Source organism: Dapis brunnea BLCC-M229, from assembly GCF_050015995.1.
Taxonomy (GTDB): Bacteria; Cyanobacteriota; Cyanobacteriia; order Cyanobacteriales; family Microcoleaceae; genus Trichodesmium.
Genome location: NZ_JBNHEP010000159.1, coordinates 14,885 through 34,246, shown reverse-complemented (window position 1 = coordinate 34,246; position 19,362 = coordinate 14,885). Strand labels below are relative to the sequence as shown.

Here is a 19,362-nt window from a genome sequence, read left to right as displayed (position 1 = left end):
GAGCAGTCCGTTAGGATGGGATGGCGAGGTTTCCTCGCTTGCCTCCAATCGACCATGGGTGTACCCTTGAGTAAGTATCCCATAATATTCAAATCATATCATGTCCGTATAAACGGACATGATATAAAAAATGGATTTAGCTTGCTATAGATGTTGGCATTCGCGGTAGCGATGCGGAGCATTATCGCTCAATTGTAGGAGCATATATTGGCGATTTCCCTCCGGGACGCTACGCGAACCCTCTCGGCAGTCAGCTCAAGGTCTTTGGCAATCTTTACCTGGAGTATATCGTCAATGTGCAATTTGCTGATTTTGATTTTTGGGAAGCCTACGAAATGGTGTTACCATCAATGCGACACAAGGCTGTCGGGAAGAAAACTGGTCAAACTAGCTATATATAAAGGTTTAACAATACAATGGGACAACGTAACCATTACGCGAGCAGGACTACCAAATAATTGATGGCGCGATCGCAAGCTTGACTACCAAAGTAGTGATATTTATCCAGATGACCCAAATCTAGCAAGTCTTTAATTTCTAATGCTCCGGTAGCTTTTTCTTTTTGCTTAAGGGCTTCACGAATACTGTAAATGTACCAATCGTAAAGTAAAGCTGCGTCTTTTGACGAAGAAGATTGATTCTCCGATTGTGGTAATGTCATAGTTATTTTAAGGCAAGAGCATATCTAAACCTGTTTGTAGATCTGTTCGTTTGAGAAGGGTTTTTTGACTTCGTCAACATACCGCGAAACTTAACTTCTCAAACTGAACAATATATATTCCGTAATGAGAAGTTACGCTGACATTTCCAACATTCGTTGTAATGGCTTGAGTGCAGCAACCCGAATGTCTTCTGGCAGCGTAATTTCCGGTCTCCGATTCTTCATTGCCAAATATAACTTTTCCAAAGTATTCAGTCGCATGTGGGGGCATTCATTACAAGCACAGTTACCCATCGCTGGTGCAGCAATAAACTGTTTTTCTGGTATTTGCTTTTCCATGTGATGAATAATTCCTGGTTCAGTGCCAATGATAAATTTCTCCCCAGCGCTTTGCTTACTATACTCAAACAAAGCTTTTGTTGAACCAATGAAATCGGCATGACGCAACACTTGCTCTTCACATTCTGGATGGGCAATAAATTCTGCTTGAGGATGTTCCATTTTCAGTTGTACGATCTTCTTTTCAGAAAAAATTTCATGAACTATACAACTCCCTTCCCAAAGTACTAAATCCCTGCCTGTTTGTTCGCTGACATAGCGACCAAGGTTTTTATCAGGAGCAAAAATAATCGGTTGATCTTCTGGAATTTGATTAACAATTTTCACCGCATTAGAGCTAGTGCAAATAATATCACTCATCGCTTTAACCGCAGCAGAGCAATTAACGTAAGAAACAACTAAATGCTCGGGATGGGCAGCTTTGAAAGCAGCAAATTCTTCGGCAGGACAACCATCAGCCATAGAGCAACCCGCATCTAAATCGGGTAATAAAACTAACTTGTTAGGGTTAAGAATTTTGGCAGTTTCTGCCATGAAATGGACTCCAGCAAAGACGATTACATCAGCATCTGTAGTAGCAGCTTGCTGAGATAAACCTAAAGAATCACCCAAATAGTCGGCAATATCCTGAATATCTGGCTCTTGATAGTAGTGAACTAAAATAACAGCATTTAGCTCCTTTTTGAGTTCTTCAATAGCTGCGAATAAGTCATCTGGGATAGAGTTAAAGTAGGTGTTTGTTTTTTTTGATTCCGTTATAAACATAGTTAGGTATCTTTTAGAAACTTTTTCTCAAATAAATATTAGGAGGTTTCCGGCTTTTGAGCGCAAGGCCATCGCACACAAAACACAAATAACTATAGCATAAATCAGAACCTTAATTTGGTTACTAGGACAAGGAATTTTTGGAAGTTGATTTTAATTTCACTTTTATATATTACTATAATAAATGGGCTTATTAAACATTTATACTACTTTTCTTTAGCTTTTTTTTACAAACAATCTCTTATATACTTCTTTATGGCCATTTTTAGCTTTTTTTTACAAACAGTCTCTTATATACGCGAGAAATTGAAATAACCAGAATTTATACAGATGTAAATATTTTAGAAAATCCTACTAATGAAAGATGGTTAGAAATTCCTGATTTACTGAAAAATTTTCAACCAGGGGAGGTTAACTCAGAAAAATTTGATAGATTAGGATTGAGTAAAACTCTCGTAAGAAAATCAGGATTAGAAGTTTTAGAGGTTGTTGAAAAATATCAAAATTTGATGTTACTGGGTAAACCGAGGTCAGGAAAAACTACTTTTCTCAAGTGGCTAGCAATTAAGTTTCATTAATGGATAATTACCTCTCCCTAAAAGGGAGAGGATTGACTAAAAGGAAAAAATTTATTTCTCAAGGGGAGATTGGATATGGCGAGGAGACCTCGCCATCCCATCCTAACGGACTGCTCCGCAAACGACCGCTCTCTTGGTCGATTGGATATGGCGAGGAGACCTCGCCATCCCATCCTAACGGACTGCTCCGCAAACGACCGCTTTTTCTCCTTGAAAGGGGAGGCTTTAAACCTGGATTATCTAATTATTTAATTGTTTAATTGTTTAATTGTTTCGGTAATAATAATGAAGATAATTTTTTATCCGATAGATTGTAAGCATTCAGCTATTAGCTGTCAGCTCTCAGCTCTGATGAAGGGGTTTTGATGAATATAGACTGTTTCAGTCAGCTTTTATAGCAAGTATAAACTATGCCTAAATGAGTAAAGCTTTTATCTAAAACTAAAAGCAATATGCTGATGGCTGATAGCTGACGGCTGAATGCTTACGATAGATTACCAATTTTTATTACCTTAAAACAATTATCTGATGATGATAAATTAGATAACAAAAACTTTGATTTTTTAGATTATATTTTCACAAAATAGTTTTTAGGAATCTGTCAGAAAGAGGAATTAGAAAAAATACTAGGTTGGTGAAAAGCTTTTATTTTATTAGATGGGTTAGATAAAGTCGTGCCTGCAAAAAAAGCCAAGCAACTTGCTCAATGTATTCAAGATTTTGCTAATAGCATTAGATATTATAAAAATAAATTTATTATTGGCTGTCGCATTGCTGTTCAAGAATATAGTTTTCAGGGATTTGATTATATTTAAGTAGGCAATCTTAATCAAATACAAGTCAAAAGTTTTCTCGAAAATTGGTTTGTAGGAGTTGATAGTAATTCTCCAGAAAATGGTATGACAAATACTAAACAATTATTAGAAAAAATCCAGCTTCCTGAAAATAAAAAGATTCGAGAATTAGCTGTTACACCAATATTATTTAATCTTGCTTGTGTAGTTTTTCAGGATAGGTCAGACTTTCCATCAAAACGTTATAAGTTACATGAAGAAGGATTAGATATTCTCATGAGGTAGTCGGATGAAAAAAGAGGAATTCAAGTTGAATACCTTTCCCAAAAAAAAGTTTATTTTTATTACAAAAAAAGTTGTGGTGAGCATTGTATTATACCCGAATTAGGGGATGTTAGTACATCTGCTTCAACAGACTTACAAGGTGATTTTGTAGTTGATAAAAGATTGGAATATTTCATACCCATTGCCAAAAAAAATATACCTAATTTAAAGAAGTTATGGGGAAAATAAAAAGGTAATTCATGGTGGAAAGACATTCTATAGTCCTGGAATTTACTGGCAGGCTCTCAAATCCAAGAGGTATTTTTTCAGATCGTACACCTCAACAATTTAAGTTGCAAGAAAAATATTATTATGCCAATAAATTTATTATTGATTTGCTAAATACTAACTCCAATGTTAGTGCTGAAGTCTGTGAAAAAATAGAATAAACTCTCCTAATTCCCCTAGAATAAATAGAAAAATGGAAACAACAATACCGCCCTAATAAAACCTAAAAAAAATCTCCAGTAAGACATCGGAGCCAGTAATTGGTTAACATTCTTGACTAACAATATATTGTTATGCTTAAATAATTTCAGGCATCTATCAAATTGGGAAATTCAAGATTTGAAAAATCTGGATATTTTTAGCAATTTACCAACTATTGAAACCGAACGAATCCTTTTGAGAAAAATGTCTCTGAAGGACGCAAAAGATATGTTTGAATATGCTCAAGATTCACAAGTTTCAAAATATACAGGTTGGTATACTCATAACTCTATTCAAGATACTAAATTGTTTTTACAATATACAATTAATAATTATAAGAATAATGAGGTTTCTAACTGGGGTATTGTTCACAAAGCAGACCAAAAACTTATTGGTACTGCTGGATTTATTGACTGGAATATAGAAGACGCTAGGGCAGAAATTGGTTACACTTTGTCTCGGAAATATTGGGGAAAGGGTTATATGACTGAGGTGGTTAATGCTATTATTTATTTTGGGTTTAGAACGATGATGTTAAACAGGATTGAAGCTAGATGTGTAATTGAAAATATAGCTTCTGCTAGGGTAATGGAGAAAGTAGGAATGAAATATGAGGGTATTCTGCGCGAATGTATGTTTATCAAGGGAAAATATCGGGATTTGAAAATTTATTCGATTCTCAAAGAGGAATTTACTGCTAAAAAATACAATTCTCCTATTAAAATATCTACTAGGGTATGTGGCTTTCATCCATTTTAAGTAATGTCTGCTTTTACTGGTGTTTAATATAAGTATTTAGCTATTAATAGTGAGTATATAGCAATATGAAATGATTTGTGAAAAAAAACCCTACGATAAAATATTACAACATAAGCACGGATTACTATAATAGTTTAGACTAGGAAATGTTTTTCCAACTATTCTATGTTCCCTATTCCCTATTCCCTATTCCCTATTCCCTATTCCCTGTTCTACTATTTTATTTGACAAAAAATGACAACTGAAACTCAAGTACTTAATTCTAATTCTTGTCTAATTTCTCCAGCTATTCCTGAGAATGCTTTACAAAAATATTCTCCTCTAAAATTAGGGATTCTAGCTTCTGGTAATGGGAGTAATTTTGAGGCTATTGCAGAAGCGATAAATAATCAAAAATTAAATGCTCAAATTCAGGTAATGATTTATAACAATCCTGGAGCTAAGGTTATATCTAGAGCAGAAAAGTGGAGTGTTCCATCGGTATTGTTAAATCATCGAGAATACAAAAATCGAGAAGAATTTGATAGCCAAATTGTCAAAACTCTACAAGAATACGATGTAGAGTGGGTGATTATGGCTGGTTGGATGCGAATTGTCACTAAAGTTTTAATAGATGCTTTTCCTAATCAAGTTATCAATATCCATCCTAGTTTATTGCCTAGTTTCAAAGGGATAAAAGCAGTTGAACAAGCTTTACAAGCTGGAGTAAAAATAACTGGTTGTACGGTACATTTAGTAGATGTAGAAGTAGATAATGGTCCGATTTTAATGCAAGCTGCTGTACCAATTTTACCTGATGATACACCGGAAACTCTCCACGAAAGAATCCAAGTACAAGAACATCAAATTATTGTAGGTGCTATTGCTCTTGCTGCATCTAAAAATGAGACTTTAAGTAGTAGTTAAAAATTCAGCATCTAGTTCAGGAAGTGAGGGATTAATCCGAATACCAGAACCAATTTCAAAACCCGCAGGTGTGGTAAGTCTAGGTTCAATTTGACAATACCAATGTACCTGGGGTTCTTCTGCTTTATAACGAGCAGCAGTATTAATTACATAATTATAATCTGGGTCGTTTAATTTTTCTGATAATCTAGTTAGGATATTTTTGAGAATTGATGCAAAATCAAATTTTTCTGACTCGGAAATACTGCCAAAATCAGCTTCATGTTTTTTAGGCATAATCCAAATTTCAAAAGGTACTTTAGCAGCAAAAGGAATAAAGGCTAAAAATGATGAATTTTCCTCAATTACCCGCTTTTTATTTTCCTGTTCAAATGCTAATATTTCACAGTATACACAACGACCAAAATCATCATAATATCTTTGAGCTTCTTCTTCTTGCCACCTTCGATGCTGAGGAACAATGCTAGTTGCAATAATCTGAGAATGAGGATGAACTAATGAAGCACCTGCTTTTTTTCCATGATTCCTAAATATAATTACCATCATACTTTCATCTATTTCCATAAGTTCGATGTAACGTTGATGGTAAGTATCAATAATCATCTCTACTTCTTGGATAGACATTGTGGGAATATCTTGACTATGATTGGCACTTTCAATAATTACTTCATGTCTACCATAACCAGGCATTGTGAGATAAATTCCTTCTAATTTTCGATGAGTATTTTCATCTGGGGTTAAGGCCGGAAATTTATTAGACATAACACGAATTTGCCAGTTAGTATTTTCTGGGTTTGGTCTCTCTAAAATAATCGGCCTGAGAAGGTGTTCATTACCAGTACAAAAAGGGCATTTTGGAGAGTGACTTTCTCCCTGGTTTTGTACGATATGTTCTTGTTGAAAATCCTGGGGACGTTTACCTCTATTTGGTGCATAGATTACCCATTCTCTTGTGGTTTTGTTGAGCCGGATATGACTTTTGTTCATATTTTTTATATATATTTAGGTGAGATTGATTATTTTTCTGGTAAGTCTAGCTGAGAATAAAATTCTTTTGAATATTTAGCTTGTTGCCAGTTATTAGCAGATTTAATTTGTGAAGCATTCAGCCCTTTTACTTTTTGCAAGTTGGTATCTTGTAGATTAGCATCTTGGAACTTAGCTCCCTGTAAATTGGCATCTTGTAAGTTAGCTCCTTTCAAATTTGCCGATTTAAAGTTGGCATTTTTGAGATAACAACCTTGTAAATTTGTTCCTTTTAAATTTGCTTCTTGTAAATCAACACCTTGGAGATTTCCTAATATATAGGCTCCCTCTAAATTAGCTTTTTGTAAACAAGCTTCTAAGAGGTTTACTCCTTCTAGATCGGCATTTTTGAGGTTTGCTGAACTGAGGTTTGCTTTTTGGAGTTGAGTTAAGAGAAAAAAAGTATCTTGAAGATTTGCTCCCCAGAGAAAAGCTCCTTGTAATTGAGTTAATTCAAATTTACCACCTCGAAGGTTTGCTTCTAAAAGTTTTGCTCCTTGAAGGTTGGCTTCTTTAAAATCTACATCTACTAAATTAACTTGGTCTAAATTGGCTTTAGGCAAAGATAAACCTTTTAAACAAACACCTCCCTTAACGAGTTCTTCTAGAGCTCTAATTCTAGCATAGCTAATGTCTAATCCTTGGGCGGAGTCGATTACTTGCCAAGCTTGATAATGGGATTTCTTTTTTCCCCACCTAATGTAAATAACTAATGCTGTAACAATGCTGATATTTTCAATAGTTCCCAGAATTTGGGAGTGTTTAATTGAGTCTAGTAAACCTTTACCCCACTGTGTTTTTTGTTCTATCGTATCTTCGATATAGATTATCCCTAAAATTAACAGGATTACGGCGATTAAAACAGTAATAATTTCTAGCAAACCATAAATAAATCTAACTGTACTTCTCAGTAATCTTGCTAATTTGCGATGATTGTATAGTTGGGACAAATATTTTTTGATCAAAAGCATATTTGCAGAATTATAATGAGGTTTTTTTTAGGATGAAATAAAAACATTGGACACACCTCATACCATGATTATTTTCTTGATATTCACAATGATATATGATTAAGATAGTTCATTGTCAAGACCCTAGATATAGTGCTACGCCCAAGGCAAAAGTCATTTCAGTTATCAGTTATCAGTACTTCTGCCTGAAGTCAGAGGCTTGAAATATTGAACTTTATTTTTTCTTGGTACAACTGAATAATCTATGACTGAAGTGTGAGAATTTAGAAATGTCCTAACCTTTACCGAATAATTAATTATTAATTATTAATTAAATAATTCAGGTTAAAAGCCTCCCTTGAAAAAGGGAAAAAAAGTGCTAGAATATTTCCTTATATTCAATCAAGAACGGTTTTAAACAGAGGTAATTATCGATTATCAATTATCCATTATCCATGTTGTCTTATAAGTTGGTAAATACATCATTTCTGGATTTAAAACAGGATAAACTGATTAAAATTAGTATTTTTAAACAAATTAAATAGTTAATTCAACCCCTCTGGTTGTAGTTTCTCCCCACACTCCCCACACCCCTCACACTTCCCATAAATGGAATAGCTAGGGGTCACAGGCGATCGCTAAAATATCTCCGATATAATTCACATAGAGGCATGACTGAATTACCTTGAAATTTTACTAATCCCATACTGCGTAATTTAAAACCTTCTTTTGTACCTATAGGTACGGGGTAGTCTACAGCAATAATTTGTTTAATTGCTGTTAATAATTCTGGGTTTTCTTCAAGATTATTTAAGTGGCGACGCAGGTGGTCACAATAGGGGCCTTCTTCTGTAGGGGCGACCTGTAATAGTTTTTCTAAAGTTATTCTTTTTCGGGCAATATAATAGAGAGCTTGACGGACTAAATAAGGATGTCCTCCTACCATTGCCATTAATTCTTTTATCTGTTCTGAAGACAATTCTAAATGATGTAATTTTACCAAGTTTTCTACTTCTGTCGAGTTAAGTTCTCGTAACTCTATAGGTAAACCAACATTAAAAGGTGACTGATTAATATTTAGGGGAATATAGACTTCTTTAGAATGTACAATTACTAACCTTAACTTTTGCCAGACTGCCTCATTTTTGCCACGTTCATGCCAAGTCCTGAGCAAGGCAAAAAAGGAAGTTGCAATTTCTGGATGTTGAAAAACTTGGTCTACTTCATCTAACCCTAAAGCTACAGGAGTAGAAATTTCTGATAGTAGATATCTTTGAAAATAATTTGTACATTTGTTTTTACTTCCTAAGACTCCTTGCCAATATTCAGACAATTTTTCTTGGAGACTAAGTTCATTGGTAATGCTGGCACAAAACCACTGTAAAAATAAATCGAGATTAGTCAGAAACTCTTCATCTGCTGACTGAAAATTTAAACAAGCTTTCCGATATCCTTGCTGTTCAGCATAATTCAAAATTCGACTCATTAAAGAAGTTTTTCCCATCTGTCGGGGTGCCTTTACTCGAATTAATGCTCCTGGATTTAGAATAGTTTCATAACACTCCGACTCTATGGGCGATCGCTCTATATAAAAGGGAGAACTAAGTGCTACTTGACCAGAGGGAGTATCTAATAGTAAGTCTTGTTGATTTGAGTTTCGGTCTTGTGGAGAAATTGAGTTATTAGAGGAAAAATCAAGATGTTGAGTCTTTATTTGTGAATTGCCTGGTTGTGTCAGATCGCAATTAATAGGTGGTGATATTATGATTGTTTTGGATTTTTCTTGCTGGTTACTTAACTTAGTTAATTCTAATCTAACTTTTCGGAGAGAATTCTCTAAATCTTCTAAGGTTAATTTAGCTGATGGTAGTTGTTGATTAATTGTCCCTAAAAAATCAGACTCAAAGATTTCTTTTACCAACTGATTCTGCTGCATTTCTTGAATAAAATTAATCGCCACTAAGTTTAATAACCCATCTACATTATCTTGAAGTTTTTCTAAATACCCATCTGGTTCATTTCCCTGAAGTAATACCTGGATAAATCTTTGACATAAATTAGGAATTTCGTCTGCTGGAGGTAGAGGAATTAATAAACAACTTATATCTTCTGTAAAACTTGTCAGACATTCTGCTTGATTTAGATTTTTTAGTTCACTTCTCAACTCAAATAGTTTTTGATTAATCCAACCTAAAGCTTCTCGTTGTTGCTGAGAGTGAAATGGTGAATATTGAATAACTGTGGGAAAAGAACCTCCTATCTGATTTCGATATTCAATAACAATTTTCTCCTGTGCTTTTAGTAATGATTTACTCGTAACTTTATATAGTTCATAATTCACAGAAGTGTTATTTTGCCGGAGACGGTTAATAAAAGATTCTAGACTACTTTGAAAAATATTAAAATCACAACTTATATCCTGACTAAGCAAACCAATAGTTGCCTTTAACAAAATCCAATTAAACATCCCAGAAATAGGTTCAATATTCCCCTGCAAAACTCGCAAAGCTACTGCTGCATCAGAGTAACGCTGTTTCCAATTTACCCTAACCATTTTTGTTAAAAAATTAGCCAGATTTTCACTTATATTAGGAGCTAATTGTTGCAACTCTATTTCCCCTAATTCATCTTGGATAAAATTCCTAGGTGTAACCCCAGTCAAAGCTTGAATTGCAGTAATACCAACTGCATAAATATCGCTAGCAAATTGTGGTCTTCCTTGAGCTTGTTCCACAGGCATATAACCAGGAGTACCAACTGCAATTGTACTACTAGGTTGTCCCAGAGAATTAACAACTATATTACTTACTTCTTTAACTGCACCAAAATCAATTAACATTAATTTTTCATCACCGTTGCGTCGCATAATATTGCCTGGTTTAATATCTCGATGAATCACCCCATTTTGATGTACAAATGCTAAAACTTCTAAAATTTCTAATAAAAAATTTTTGACTTTAGCTTCGCTCCAAATTTGACTTATTTCGTCGTTTAAATCGTGACCTATTATTAGTTCTTGAACCAAATAAAATTCTTGATTATGTTCAAAATAAGCATACAAAGTAGGAATTTGATCGTATTTCCCAAGTCGGTTAAGAATTTGACCTTCTTGTTGAAATAATCTCTGGACTTCTTGATGCTTAATTGTCGGTTTGAGTCGTTTAACAACACGCCGAGGTTTAGGATTTTCTGGTATATCTATATCCTCAGCAATATAAGTTTCTCCAAACCCACCCCCGCAACCTAATTGTTCGATAATTTTGTAATGTTGTCTTAGAATTTGATTAATCAGAGTATTATTTTCAGACATTTCAATATCGAAAGAAATTACTTCATCATTTACTATCTTATCACTAGCTCAAAGAGGGAAAAGCTTGAGGAAGAAGGAAGAAGGAAAAGCTTTAGAAGGTATCTAGAAAATAAATCTTAAGGGATGCTCAAAGGTTACCTTTTATTGGCGAAAAGCAATAGCTGATGACTGATAGCTGAATGCTTACCTGATCTTAATAATACTGAGTAATATGATCTCCGGATAATAAGTGATAAAAAAGTTTTTGTTTGTAGTATTGCTCTAGCCCGAACTATATAGCAATCCTATTTTAATTGTGTATAAAAATCTTACCGCTTTTAGGGAACAGCGGTGCGACCCCGCGTCGGCGACAGACGCAAGGGAACGCGCACCAAGAGAGGGAACACTTAACTGGGAACAGGTGAGAGTTTCGGTTTTTTTATCTACTTTTTGATTACCCGCAACCTATGCGCGGATTGCTATAGATAGGGCTAGAGCAATACTACAAGCTTTAATTATTACTATTCAACCGGACATGATATAACACCGATGCTAGCAGATTTGATATTATACCAATTCCCATGCTGGTGAGATACAAAATTCGTTGGTTTTAGGGAACAGGGAATAGAATACAAAACAGATGTGTTGCCCCTTTTTCATCAAACCTGTATTGAATTTGTGGGACATCTATTCTAATATCAAATCCGCTTGAATACTTATTAGACTTCTTGCAGAAGTCAGGGAATAGGGAATAGGGAATAGGGAACAGGGGGGAGTAATTGATAATTTATGGATAATAATTGATTTTATTTTTTATTTTTGGAGAAGTCTATTGTATAGTTCAGGGAGTAATACCATTTCTCAAAAAGAATACTATACCCGATTGGGTGGGGAAGTGTGGGGAGTGGGGGAGTGTGGGGAGGAATAAACATAAGAATAATAAACATTAACTGGGCTAATAAAGAGCAAAAAATTAATTTCCCCTGTGTTAATTATTTAATAACTGAAGTGCGACCTAAGTATAGCAATGCTTTTGGGAATTGGTATAAGGGGGGTGGTCCGTGTAGTCCGTTTGGTCCATGTGGTCCGTGAAGTGTAGATCAGGACTTGCGCAAAATATGAAAATATGCGCCACCTGTAGGGGTTAACGGCCGTTAACCCCTACTAGATAGCGGTGCGACCCCGCGTCGGCGTAAGACGCAAGCGGTCAGATCCCGCGTCGGCGTCAGACGCAAGGGAATGCTGACCAAGAGAGGGAACGCGCACCAAGAGATGGTGGCTCTGCGTAAGTCCTGTAGATATAAACATATAGTATATAACCGGATTCTATATAAAATGCTGAAGGACTGCTTCTATAGGACATTTACTCTGTTGATTTTTTCAGCCACTGAATAAAAGTGAACTTTCCTGAATCAAAGTGAATTTTCCTGAGTTGATTTAACATCTACTAAAAATAGCTACTTTCGAGTCATAGTCTGAATTATCGCTACATTTATATCTGATTAACTCGAAATTTTCCAGACAAATTATTCACCTAAAAGTTCAGTTTTATTCACCAACAAAACTCCTGAATAAAAGTGAACTTTTAGGTATTGTTTATGCCGAAAAATTAAGTGATAGTAGTATCAACAAGGGAAAGAGAACAACCTCTTACCAAGACAAACAAAAAACAAACTATTAACTCAAGGAGACAGAACAATGTCATTTGAAGATATTTATCGTTACGATGATTCAAATCTTGGATATACCTTCACTGTTATTTACCGAAATTATTACGAAACCATGGATATGTCCACAAGCAATTTTACCAATGAAGTAAGATTTCATGAATATAACAGTGATGGGACTATCTCCACTAATATGGAAGGTACAACTGGGCGAGTCTACGGTAGTGTATATGAAACTATAAATGGTAACGCTCAGGCTAACCAAATTTATGGCGTATCTCCATTGACTGTAAGTTATATTAGAGCTGATGGTGATAAGTGGGCAGAGGTAGGTTCTAAATCAACTGCTGCAGATACTGCCTATTGGGATGGTGACTTTGGCGAAGTTATCAATGGTTATGGTGGAAATGACGCACTTTTTGGTCTGGAGGGGAATGATACTATTGATGGTGGAAGTGGAAACGATATCTTGTACCCTGGTAATTTGGGTGAAGGTGCAAGCGATGTGCTAACTGGTGGGACTGGCAGCGACACCTTCTTCTTGGGTCATTCTAGTGGGTTAGACAGCAGTTCAGTTACTTCGGGTCAAGGTATTGACTGGCAGAACTTAGGTCTGAGCGTGGCTGGAGATTTCAGCGACATTTTCTTTCTTGGTGTTTCATTTGGCTACTCCTCAATGGTCAAAGAAATGGTACCCCTCGTATTTGATGTTGCCAAAGCCATCACCAACAGTGGAGATAATGAACCTTTTGAGTACCAGGAACCAGGAAGTGGCTCTGCAACAATCACAGACTTTGACCCTGCCGAGGATGTCTTGTTAATTCCTCTACCAACTCAAGGGGGAATCGATATCGACATTGATACTACTGGCGACAACTTGCTTAAGGTCACAATGGACGATGACAGCACTGATGTAATTGCAACGGTTGAGCTAAATGACAAGTATGATGGATTAATAGGTGATGACACTAGCAACCATATAAAGCATGGATTTTTCAACACTCTGGAAGAAAATGCACTAATTATTGATTCCAACAATGCCCAGACTTTTCTACAGTATGAAGAAGGCAACAATGAAACTCTGGAGATTTCATCATCAGATGTAGAGGATCTCGGAGATAACAGATTCTTGGTGCTGGGAGGCTACTCTGGAGTAGAGATACAGGGTAGTGATAGTGTAGACTACCAGTACGGAACCCAACATAGTGATACCCTTTATGGCTATCGCGAAGGGAATGAGGATGAAGCTGGTACTGATAATATGTATGGCTTTGGCGGTGATGATATATTTTATCCTGGAAGGGAAAATGACGATATTTTCGGTGGTGATGGCTTTGATTTGGTGTCCTATTATATTGAAGAAGATGATAATTTTAATCCTCCGGCTGAAGGCATAACAGTCAACTTATCAAATGTCTATGCTACTGACAACTTTGGCGACACTGACGAACTGTACGACATTGAAGGTATTGCTGGCAGTAAATATGATGACTATATCACAGGTGATAGTGAGGCCAATCTATTTTTCGGCTACGAAGGCATTGACGCTATTGTTGGGGGTGATGGTGCTGACAGTATCGATGGTGGCGATGATGCTGACTTGATCTTTGGTGGCGAAGGCCACGATTTTCTGATAGGTGGAGTAGACTTCGACCCTGTTGATGGAAACGACACTATCTATGGTGAGGGTGGTAACGATACTATCCATGGTGGGGATATGAACGATTTTATTTATGGTGGCGAAGGCGACGATTCTCTCTTCGGTGGTTCGGATGCAGACACACTACTCGGTGGTTTTGACAATGATACTCTTGTAGGTCGTTGGGGTGCGGATCAGTTAGAGGGTGGTAATGGCAAGGATATTATGTATGGAAACCAAGGCGATGATAGTATTTATGGAGGGATGGGCGATGACAGTCTATATGGTAATGAATCAAACGATATTCTCTATGGTGATAAAGGCTATGATACTATGTCAGGTGGTACTGGCGCTGATACTTTTGTGTTGGGTGGAAACTCGAAAGAAGATGTCATCACTGACTTCGATAGCGATGAAGGAGACATAATGAATATTGATACGTCTATCTACGGTTTCAGTAGTGTCAGTGACCTCAGCTTGGATGGAATTACGGGTGAGTTAAAAGTTTCTGCAACTGGAGCTACGATTGTAAGTCTGGAAGCTCCATTTAACTTGGCAAGTGAAGCTATCTATCTTGACAATGTTCAAAACACAGATCCTCTCCCAATTACTGGTCAGATTATCGAAGAAGGTAGTGATGGAAACGATTATCTTGATGGTAGCAATGTTCCCGATCAACTCTCTGGTGGCTACGGTGACGATACTTTGAATGGGTATGGGGGTGAGGATACTCTCAACGGTGGTTATGGTGTCGATAGTCTTACTGGCGGTCCTGGAGCTGATACGTTTATTGCTGATTACAACGATCATACCTTAAACTGGAATTATGATGATAATACCACTGATGTTATTACTGACTTCTCCGCTTCTGAAGGAGATGTCATTCAGGTTGACAAAACTGTATTCGGCGAAGATAATTTAACCAAAGGATCTTTTCAGTTTATTTACGATTCTGATGCGCAATCTGGAGTTTTGTCGACTTATTTTAGAGTGGGGAATGCTGCTATGAGGTCAAATATATTTACTATTGAGAATCTAGCAAGTGAATCTGAATTTAATATTAATACAGATCTTGAGCTTTTTTCTTGAGCTTTTTTAGGGTAGTGTTCAGGACGAGTATCTAGTGGGCAATAGTGGAATAGTGGTGACAATAGTATCTTATGTTGAGTAATGATTGAGTGTGCTAATAGCAGCTTAAATTATTGATTTCAACTCCTCAACTTGACAGCGGATGAATCTTCAAACCTAGATTCATCTGCTTTTTTTGTGGTTATAGAAGCCCTAAGTCTATCTCTGCAAAGCTGCGGGTTTTTGGCAAAGGAGTCAGGAGCACCGAGTCAGGAGTCATATCAAATCCGGTTGAATACTTATCATATATTTGGTGGTGGGGAGTGTGGGGAGTGTGGGATGGGTGGGGAGAAGGGGAGGTGAGAGATTGAAGGCGAGAAAGTGTGGATAGAATTATAAACATATACTGTATAACCGGATTCTATATCAGAGAAATAGGATAGGGGAAAAAGGTAGAATCTAGGCCCCTATCTCCCCATCTCCGAATCTCCTCATCTCTTTTTAAATAGCTATCAAATGGGTTCTATATAATTGAGGCGATCGCTCCACCTACAGATGTGTTGCCCCTTGAGCATCAAACTTGTATTGAATTTGTGAGACATCTACTCTAAAATGCTGAAGGACCCCGTCTATAGGACATTTACCGAATAATTAATAATTAATAGTTAATAATTAATAATTAATAATTAATAGTTGATAGTCAATAATTAATTATTCATTCAACAATTAAGGTTTAAAGCCTCCCCTTTCAAGGGGATAAATCAAAAAAAATTCCTTTTAGCCAATCCCCTTCTTTCAAGAAGGGGTAATTATTAATTATTAATTGTTCATTGTTAATTGCTCACGGCAAACGCATCTTGTCAATAAATTGGGGGTAATTATCAATAAACCCCGGTTTATTGCGCTTGTTGAGAATATACTTTCCACATATAGTGTGCATTTAATTTTAAAAACACTATATACAGGAATACGCAAATTAGATGCGTTTGCCCTGGTTAATTGCCGAATCTGTTGATTTTTTCAGCCACTAAATAAAACTGAACTTTCCTGAGTTGATTTAACATCTACTAAAAATAGCCACTTTCCAGTTATAGCATCAATTATCGCTACATTAATATCTGATTAATTCGAAATTTTCCAGACAAATTATTCACCTAAAAATTCAGTTTTATTCACCAACAAAACTCCTGAATAAAAGTGAACTTTTAGGTATTGTTTCTGCCGAAAATTTAAGCGATAGTACTATCAACAACGGAAAGAGAACAACCTCTTCCCAATCAAACAAGAAAAGATTAATTACAAGGAGATAGAACAATGGTAAACTGGTTTCCAACATCGTCTAATCAAGGGGTATACTGGCAAGGTAGCGATCCATATACAGACTATGAGTATATTGGGACAGATTACAATGATACACTTATTGGGGATTTGGGAAATGATACTCTCTATGGTGAACGTGGCGACGACTCAATTAATGGTGATGGAAATTACGATTGGCTTTACGGTGGATATGGAGATGATACTATAGATGGTGACTCCGGAAACGATTATATAGAGGGTGGATATGGCGACGACTCAATTAATGGCGGTGCTGCTAACGATACTATTTATGGTCAAGAAGGAGAAGATATTATATTTGATAATCATGGATATAATTATATAGACGGTGGAGATGGCGACGATTGGATTGATGGCGGTTCCTATTACGATACTATTTATGGTGGAAGAGATAACGATACTATCAATGGTGGATCAAGAAATGACTTGATCTCTGGTGGGGATGGCAACGATTCTCTGATCGGTGGAGTAGACGATGACACTCTTGATCGAAATGACACTATCTATGGTGAGGGTGGTAATGATATTCTCTATGGTGGAAATGACACCGACTATCTTGAAGGGGGTGATGGTAATGATACTCACTATGGTGGGGATGGCGAAGATACTATCTTTGGTATGGACGGTAATGATATTCTCTATGGTGGAAGTCACACCGACTATCTTGAAGGGGGTAATGGTGCCGATTCGATTTGGGGTGCATGGGGATACGATACTCTCTTAGGTGGGAGGGGTAATGATTTGCTCGTAGGTGGTTCTAAAGACGATTATCTTGATGGTGGTCATGACGACGATACTCTTACAGGTGGTGATGGTTCTGACACTTTTGCCTTTAGTGCAATATTTTCCTTGACAGACACTATAACTGACTTCGATGGGACTGAAGGAGACATGATTGAGATTGATATGTCTGCATATGGTATCACAAGTATCGATGACCTCAGCTATGATTCAGCTACAGGTGAGTTATCGCCTAATAATGGACCTTTGGTAATGGCCATTCTGGAAAATCCCATTGGCTTTACACTTAGCAACGACAACATCTCTTTTGTTGAGTAGTGTGACTAATAGCAGCTTAAATTCTGGCGTTGGTAATTGGTAAGATGATTTTCTACTAGGGGTGATACCCATCACTTACTATGGTTATACCAATTACCATGCATTAACGCTATACTTCAGCTATACTTCAACACCTCAATAGTTACCAAGATTTAAAGTCTTTTTTTGACAATTATTAGTCGTTTAGTATATATTTTTCCTACTTTTAATCTCTCCCGTACGGACGTTGCATAACAAAAATGCGTTTCATGTCGCGCAGCGAAACGTCCGTACTACTCCCCACACTTCCCCACCCGATCGGGTAAGCATTCTTTTTGAGAAATGGTATTATAGCAATCCGCGCATAGGTTGCGGGTAATCAAAAAGTAGATAAAAAAACTGAAACTCCCACCTGTTCCCTGTTCCCTATTCCCTAAAAGCGGTAAGATTTTTATACACAAATAAAATAGGATTGCTATAAATATTTAGAGGTATCAGAAACAGACTACTCTTAAAGTTTCATCTCTTGATTTACCGAAAAATTGTGGTCACTAGCCTCCGCCTCCCCTTGGATAGGGGATAAAGAGCGGTCGAGAGATGGCGAGGCTTCCTCGCCATCTCTAATCGACCAAGAGAAGATTTCAATCCCGAAGCTTCAGCTAGCGCTACTGATAACTGATAACTGAAATGACCTTTTCCTATAGAATATAATCAAGAAATTTATGTTAGGTTTTTTTATTCCTACTTTAATAATGAGCGATCGCCGTTACTTTTTAAAATTCTTAGGTCTCAGTTTATTAGCAACCCAACTTACTGCTACGAATAAGCCTTCCCGGAGCTTTGCGTCAGCAGTATCGCCCCAACCTATTCTCAAACCACCCCGCCTTAAAATTGGCGATACCGTAGCATTAGTTAGTCCTGCCAGTATGATTTTTAAACATGAACTTAAATACGTCAATTTGGTTTTAGGGCAACAAGGGTTTAAAGTAAAAGTTGGCACCCACACTCTCGATAGATATGGATATTTAGCAGGTAAAGATATAGACCGCGCTGCAGATATTAATGCCATGTTTGCGGATGACGAAGTAAAAGCATTAGTAACAACCACAGGTGGTTGGGGTAGCAGTCGCATCTTGCCATTATTAGATTATGACTTAATTCGGAAAAATCCCAAAATTATCATCGGTTACAGTGATATTACTGCTCTATTATTGGCGATATATGCTCGCAGTGGTCTCGTGACATTTCACGGTCCTTTTGGTACATCTACCTGGAATAAATTTTCTGTTGGTTATTTCAAAGGTATACTGCTTGAAGGAAAAGCGATGACTTTGCAACCTCCCCCGAATATTGTGAAAACTATAACAAGTGGAAAAGCGCGGGGGCGACTGGTGGGAGGCAATTTATCTGTGTTAACAGCGATGGTGGGGTCGAATTTTTTGCCAGACTGGCAAGGGAAAATTTTGTTTGTGGAGGAGATAAGAGAAGATATTTATCGGGTAGATCGAATGTTGACTCATTTGAGTTTAGCTGGCATTTTGCAGCAGTTGAATGGTTTTGTCTTTGCCAGATGTACTCGATGTCTGGATGAAGAGGATAATTTTCCCACGTTAACTTTATGGCAGGTTTTGTTAGATATTATTAGACCTCTAGGTATTCCCGCTTGGTATGGTACGGCGATCGGTCATATTCGGGATAAGTTTACAGTGCCATTGGGAGTAGAAGTGGAAATTGATGCAAGTCGCGGTACAATTCAAATGTTAGAAACTGCGGTGGTTTAGGGTAAATAAAT

The 19,362-nt window shown here is 36.8% G+C and carries 14 protein-coding genes and 1 pseudogene; 10 read left to right on the top strand and 5 right to left on the bottom strand.

What is annotated here, in order from left to right; genetic code table 11:
• Positions 1–238: 238 nt before the first annotated feature.
• Positions 239–398, top strand: a pseudogene (locus ACP6PM_RS18875) (IS1 family transposase); the annotation flags it as partial.
• A 35-nt stretch (positions 399–433) separates the two neighbouring features.
• Here the strand turns inward: ACP6PM_RS18875 and ACP6PM_RS18870 are convergent.
• Positions 434–661: a hypothetical protein gene (locus ACP6PM_RS18870; protein WP_426587296.1), complete on the bottom strand. Its 228-nt coding sequence runs from the start codon at positions 659–661 to the stop codon at positions 434–436.
• A 132-nt stretch (positions 662–793) separates the two neighbouring features.
• Complete coding sequence (gene nadA / locus ACP6PM_RS18865; protein ID WP_426587294.1) at positions 794–1,765, bottom strand: quinolinate synthase NadA; 972 nt, start codon at positions 1,763–1,765, stop codon at positions 794–796.
• Positions 1,766–2,205: 440 nt separating this feature from the next.
• Between nadA and ACP6PM_RS18860 the strand changes: the two genes are divergently transcribed.
• The 6 genes from ACP6PM_RS18860 (at position 2,206) to purN (ending at position 5,555) form a co-directional block, all read left to right on the top strand.
• On the top strand, positions 2,206–2,343 hold the full coding sequence (locus ACP6PM_RS18860) for a hypothetical protein (protein WP_426587292.1): 138 nt from the start codon (positions 2,206–2,208) through the stop codon (positions 2,341–2,343).
• Between the two features lie 674 nt (positions 2,344–3,017).
• Positions 3,018–3,158: a hypothetical protein gene (locus ACP6PM_RS18855; RefSeq protein ID WP_426587291.1), complete on the top strand. Its 141-nt coding sequence runs from the start codon at positions 3,018–3,020 to the stop codon at positions 3,156–3,158.
• An 84-nt stretch (positions 3,159–3,242) separates the two neighbouring features.
• Positions 3,243–3,422, top strand: a complete 180-nt coding sequence (locus tag ACP6PM_RS18850; RefSeq protein WP_426587289.1) for a hypothetical protein — start codon at positions 3,243–3,245, stop codon at positions 3,420–3,422.
• A 239-nt stretch (positions 3,423–3,661) separates the two neighbouring features.
• Positions 3,662–3,850, top strand: coding sequence for an NACHT C-terminal helical domain 2-containing protein (locus ACP6PM_RS18845; protein WP_426587287.1), 189 nt, complete (start codon positions 3,662–3,664; stop codon positions 3,848–3,850).
• Positions 3,851–3,962: 112 nt separating this feature from the next.
• Positions 3,963–4,649 (top strand): GNAT family N-acetyltransferase, encoded by a 687-nt coding sequence (locus ACP6PM_RS18840; RefSeq protein WP_426587285.1) that lies wholly within the window; start codon positions 3,963–3,965, stop codon positions 4,647–4,649.
• A 234-nt stretch (positions 4,650–4,883) separates the two neighbouring features.
• Positions 4,884–5,555: a phosphoribosylglycinamide formyltransferase gene (gene purN, locus ACP6PM_RS18835; RefSeq protein ID WP_426587283.1), complete on the top strand. Its 672-nt coding sequence runs from the start codon at positions 4,884–4,886 to the stop codon at positions 5,553–5,555.
• Here the strand turns inward: purN and galT are convergent.
• The 3 genes from galT to ACP6PM_RS18820 all read right to left on the bottom strand — a co-directional run bounded on the left by galT (position 5,541) and on the right by ACP6PM_RS18820 (position 10,841).
• Entirely contained in the window at positions 5,541–6,542 is a 1,002-nt protein-coding gene (galT, locus tag ACP6PM_RS18830; RefSeq protein WP_426587281.1) for a galactose-1-phosphate uridylyltransferase, read from the bottom strand. The genes purN and galT overlap by 15 nt on opposite strands.
• A gap of 29 nt (positions 6,543–6,571) precedes the next feature.
• On the bottom strand, positions 6,572–7,552 hold the full coding sequence (locus ACP6PM_RS18825) for a pentapeptide repeat-containing protein (RefSeq protein ID WP_426587279.1): 981 nt from the start codon (positions 7,550–7,552) through the stop codon (positions 6,572–6,574).
• A 604-nt stretch (positions 7,553–8,156) separates the two neighbouring features.
• A complete protein-coding gene (locus ACP6PM_RS18820; protein WP_426587277.1) occupies positions 8,157–10,841 on the bottom strand; it encodes an AAA-like domain-containing protein in 2,685 nt (894 codons plus the stop codon).
• A 1,767-nt stretch (positions 10,842–12,608) separates the two neighbouring features.
• On the opposite strand from ACP6PM_RS18820, the gene ACP6PM_RS18815 reads away from it, so the two are divergent.
• From ACP6PM_RS18815 to ACP6PM_RS18805, 3 genes are all read left to right on the top strand, one after another.
• Positions 12,609–15,215, top strand: a complete 2,607-nt coding sequence (locus tag ACP6PM_RS18815) for a calcium-binding protein (RefSeq protein ID WP_426587276.1) — start codon at positions 12,609–12,611, stop codon at positions 15,213–15,215.
• A gap of 1,293 nt (positions 15,216–16,508) precedes the next feature.
• Positions 16,509–17,591, top strand: a complete 1,083-nt coding sequence (locus ACP6PM_RS18810) for a calcium-binding protein (RefSeq protein ID WP_426587274.1) — start codon at positions 16,509–16,511, stop codon at positions 17,589–17,591.
• A gap of 701 nt (positions 17,592–18,292) precedes the next feature.
• Complete coding sequence (locus ACP6PM_RS18805; protein WP_426587272.1) at positions 18,293–19,351, top strand: S66 peptidase family protein; 1,059 nt, start codon at positions 18,293–18,295, stop codon at positions 19,349–19,351.
• The last annotated feature ends 11 nt before the right edge of the window (positions 19,352–19,362 follow it).

Coding starts and splice junctions, on each gene's coding strand:
- ACP6PM_RS18870 (WP_426587296.1), bottom strand. CDS start 661: ATGACATTACCACAATCGGAGAATCAATCTTCTTCGTCAAAAGACGCA.
- nadA (WP_426587294.1), bottom strand. CDS start 1,765: ATGTTTATAACGGAATCAAAAAAAACAAACACCTACTTTAACTCTATC.
- ACP6PM_RS18850 (WP_426587289.1), top strand. CDS start 3,243: ATGACAAATACTAAACAATTATTAGAAAAAATCCAGCTTCCTGAAAAT.
- ACP6PM_RS18845 (WP_426587287.1), top strand. CDS start 3,662: ATGGTGGAAAGACATTCTATAGTCCTGGAATTTACTGGCAGGCTCTCA.
- purN (WP_426587283.1), top strand. CDS start 4,884: ATGACAACTGAAACTCAAGTACTTAATTCTAATTCTTGTCTAATTTCT.
- galT (WP_426587281.1), bottom strand. CDS start 6,542: ATGAACAAAAGTCATATCCGGCTCAACAAAACCACAAGAGAATGGGTA.
- ACP6PM_RS18825 (WP_426587279.1), bottom strand. CDS start 7,552: ATGCTTTTGATCAAAAAATATTTGTCCCAACTATACAATCATCGCAAA.
- ACP6PM_RS18820 (WP_426587277.1), bottom strand. CDS start 10,841: ATGTCTGAAAATAATACTCTGATTAATCAAATTCTAAGACAACATTAC.
- ACP6PM_RS18815 (WP_426587276.1), top strand. CDS start 12,609: ATGTCCACAAGCAATTTTACCAATGAAGTAAGATTTCATGAATATAAC.
- ACP6PM_RS18810 (WP_426587274.1), top strand. CDS start 16,509: ATGGTAAACTGGTTTCCAACATCGTCTAATCAAGGGGTATACTGGCAA.
- ACP6PM_RS18805 (WP_426587272.1), top strand. CDS start 18,293: ATGTTAGGTTTTTTTATTCCTACTTTAATAATGAGCGATCGCCGTTAC.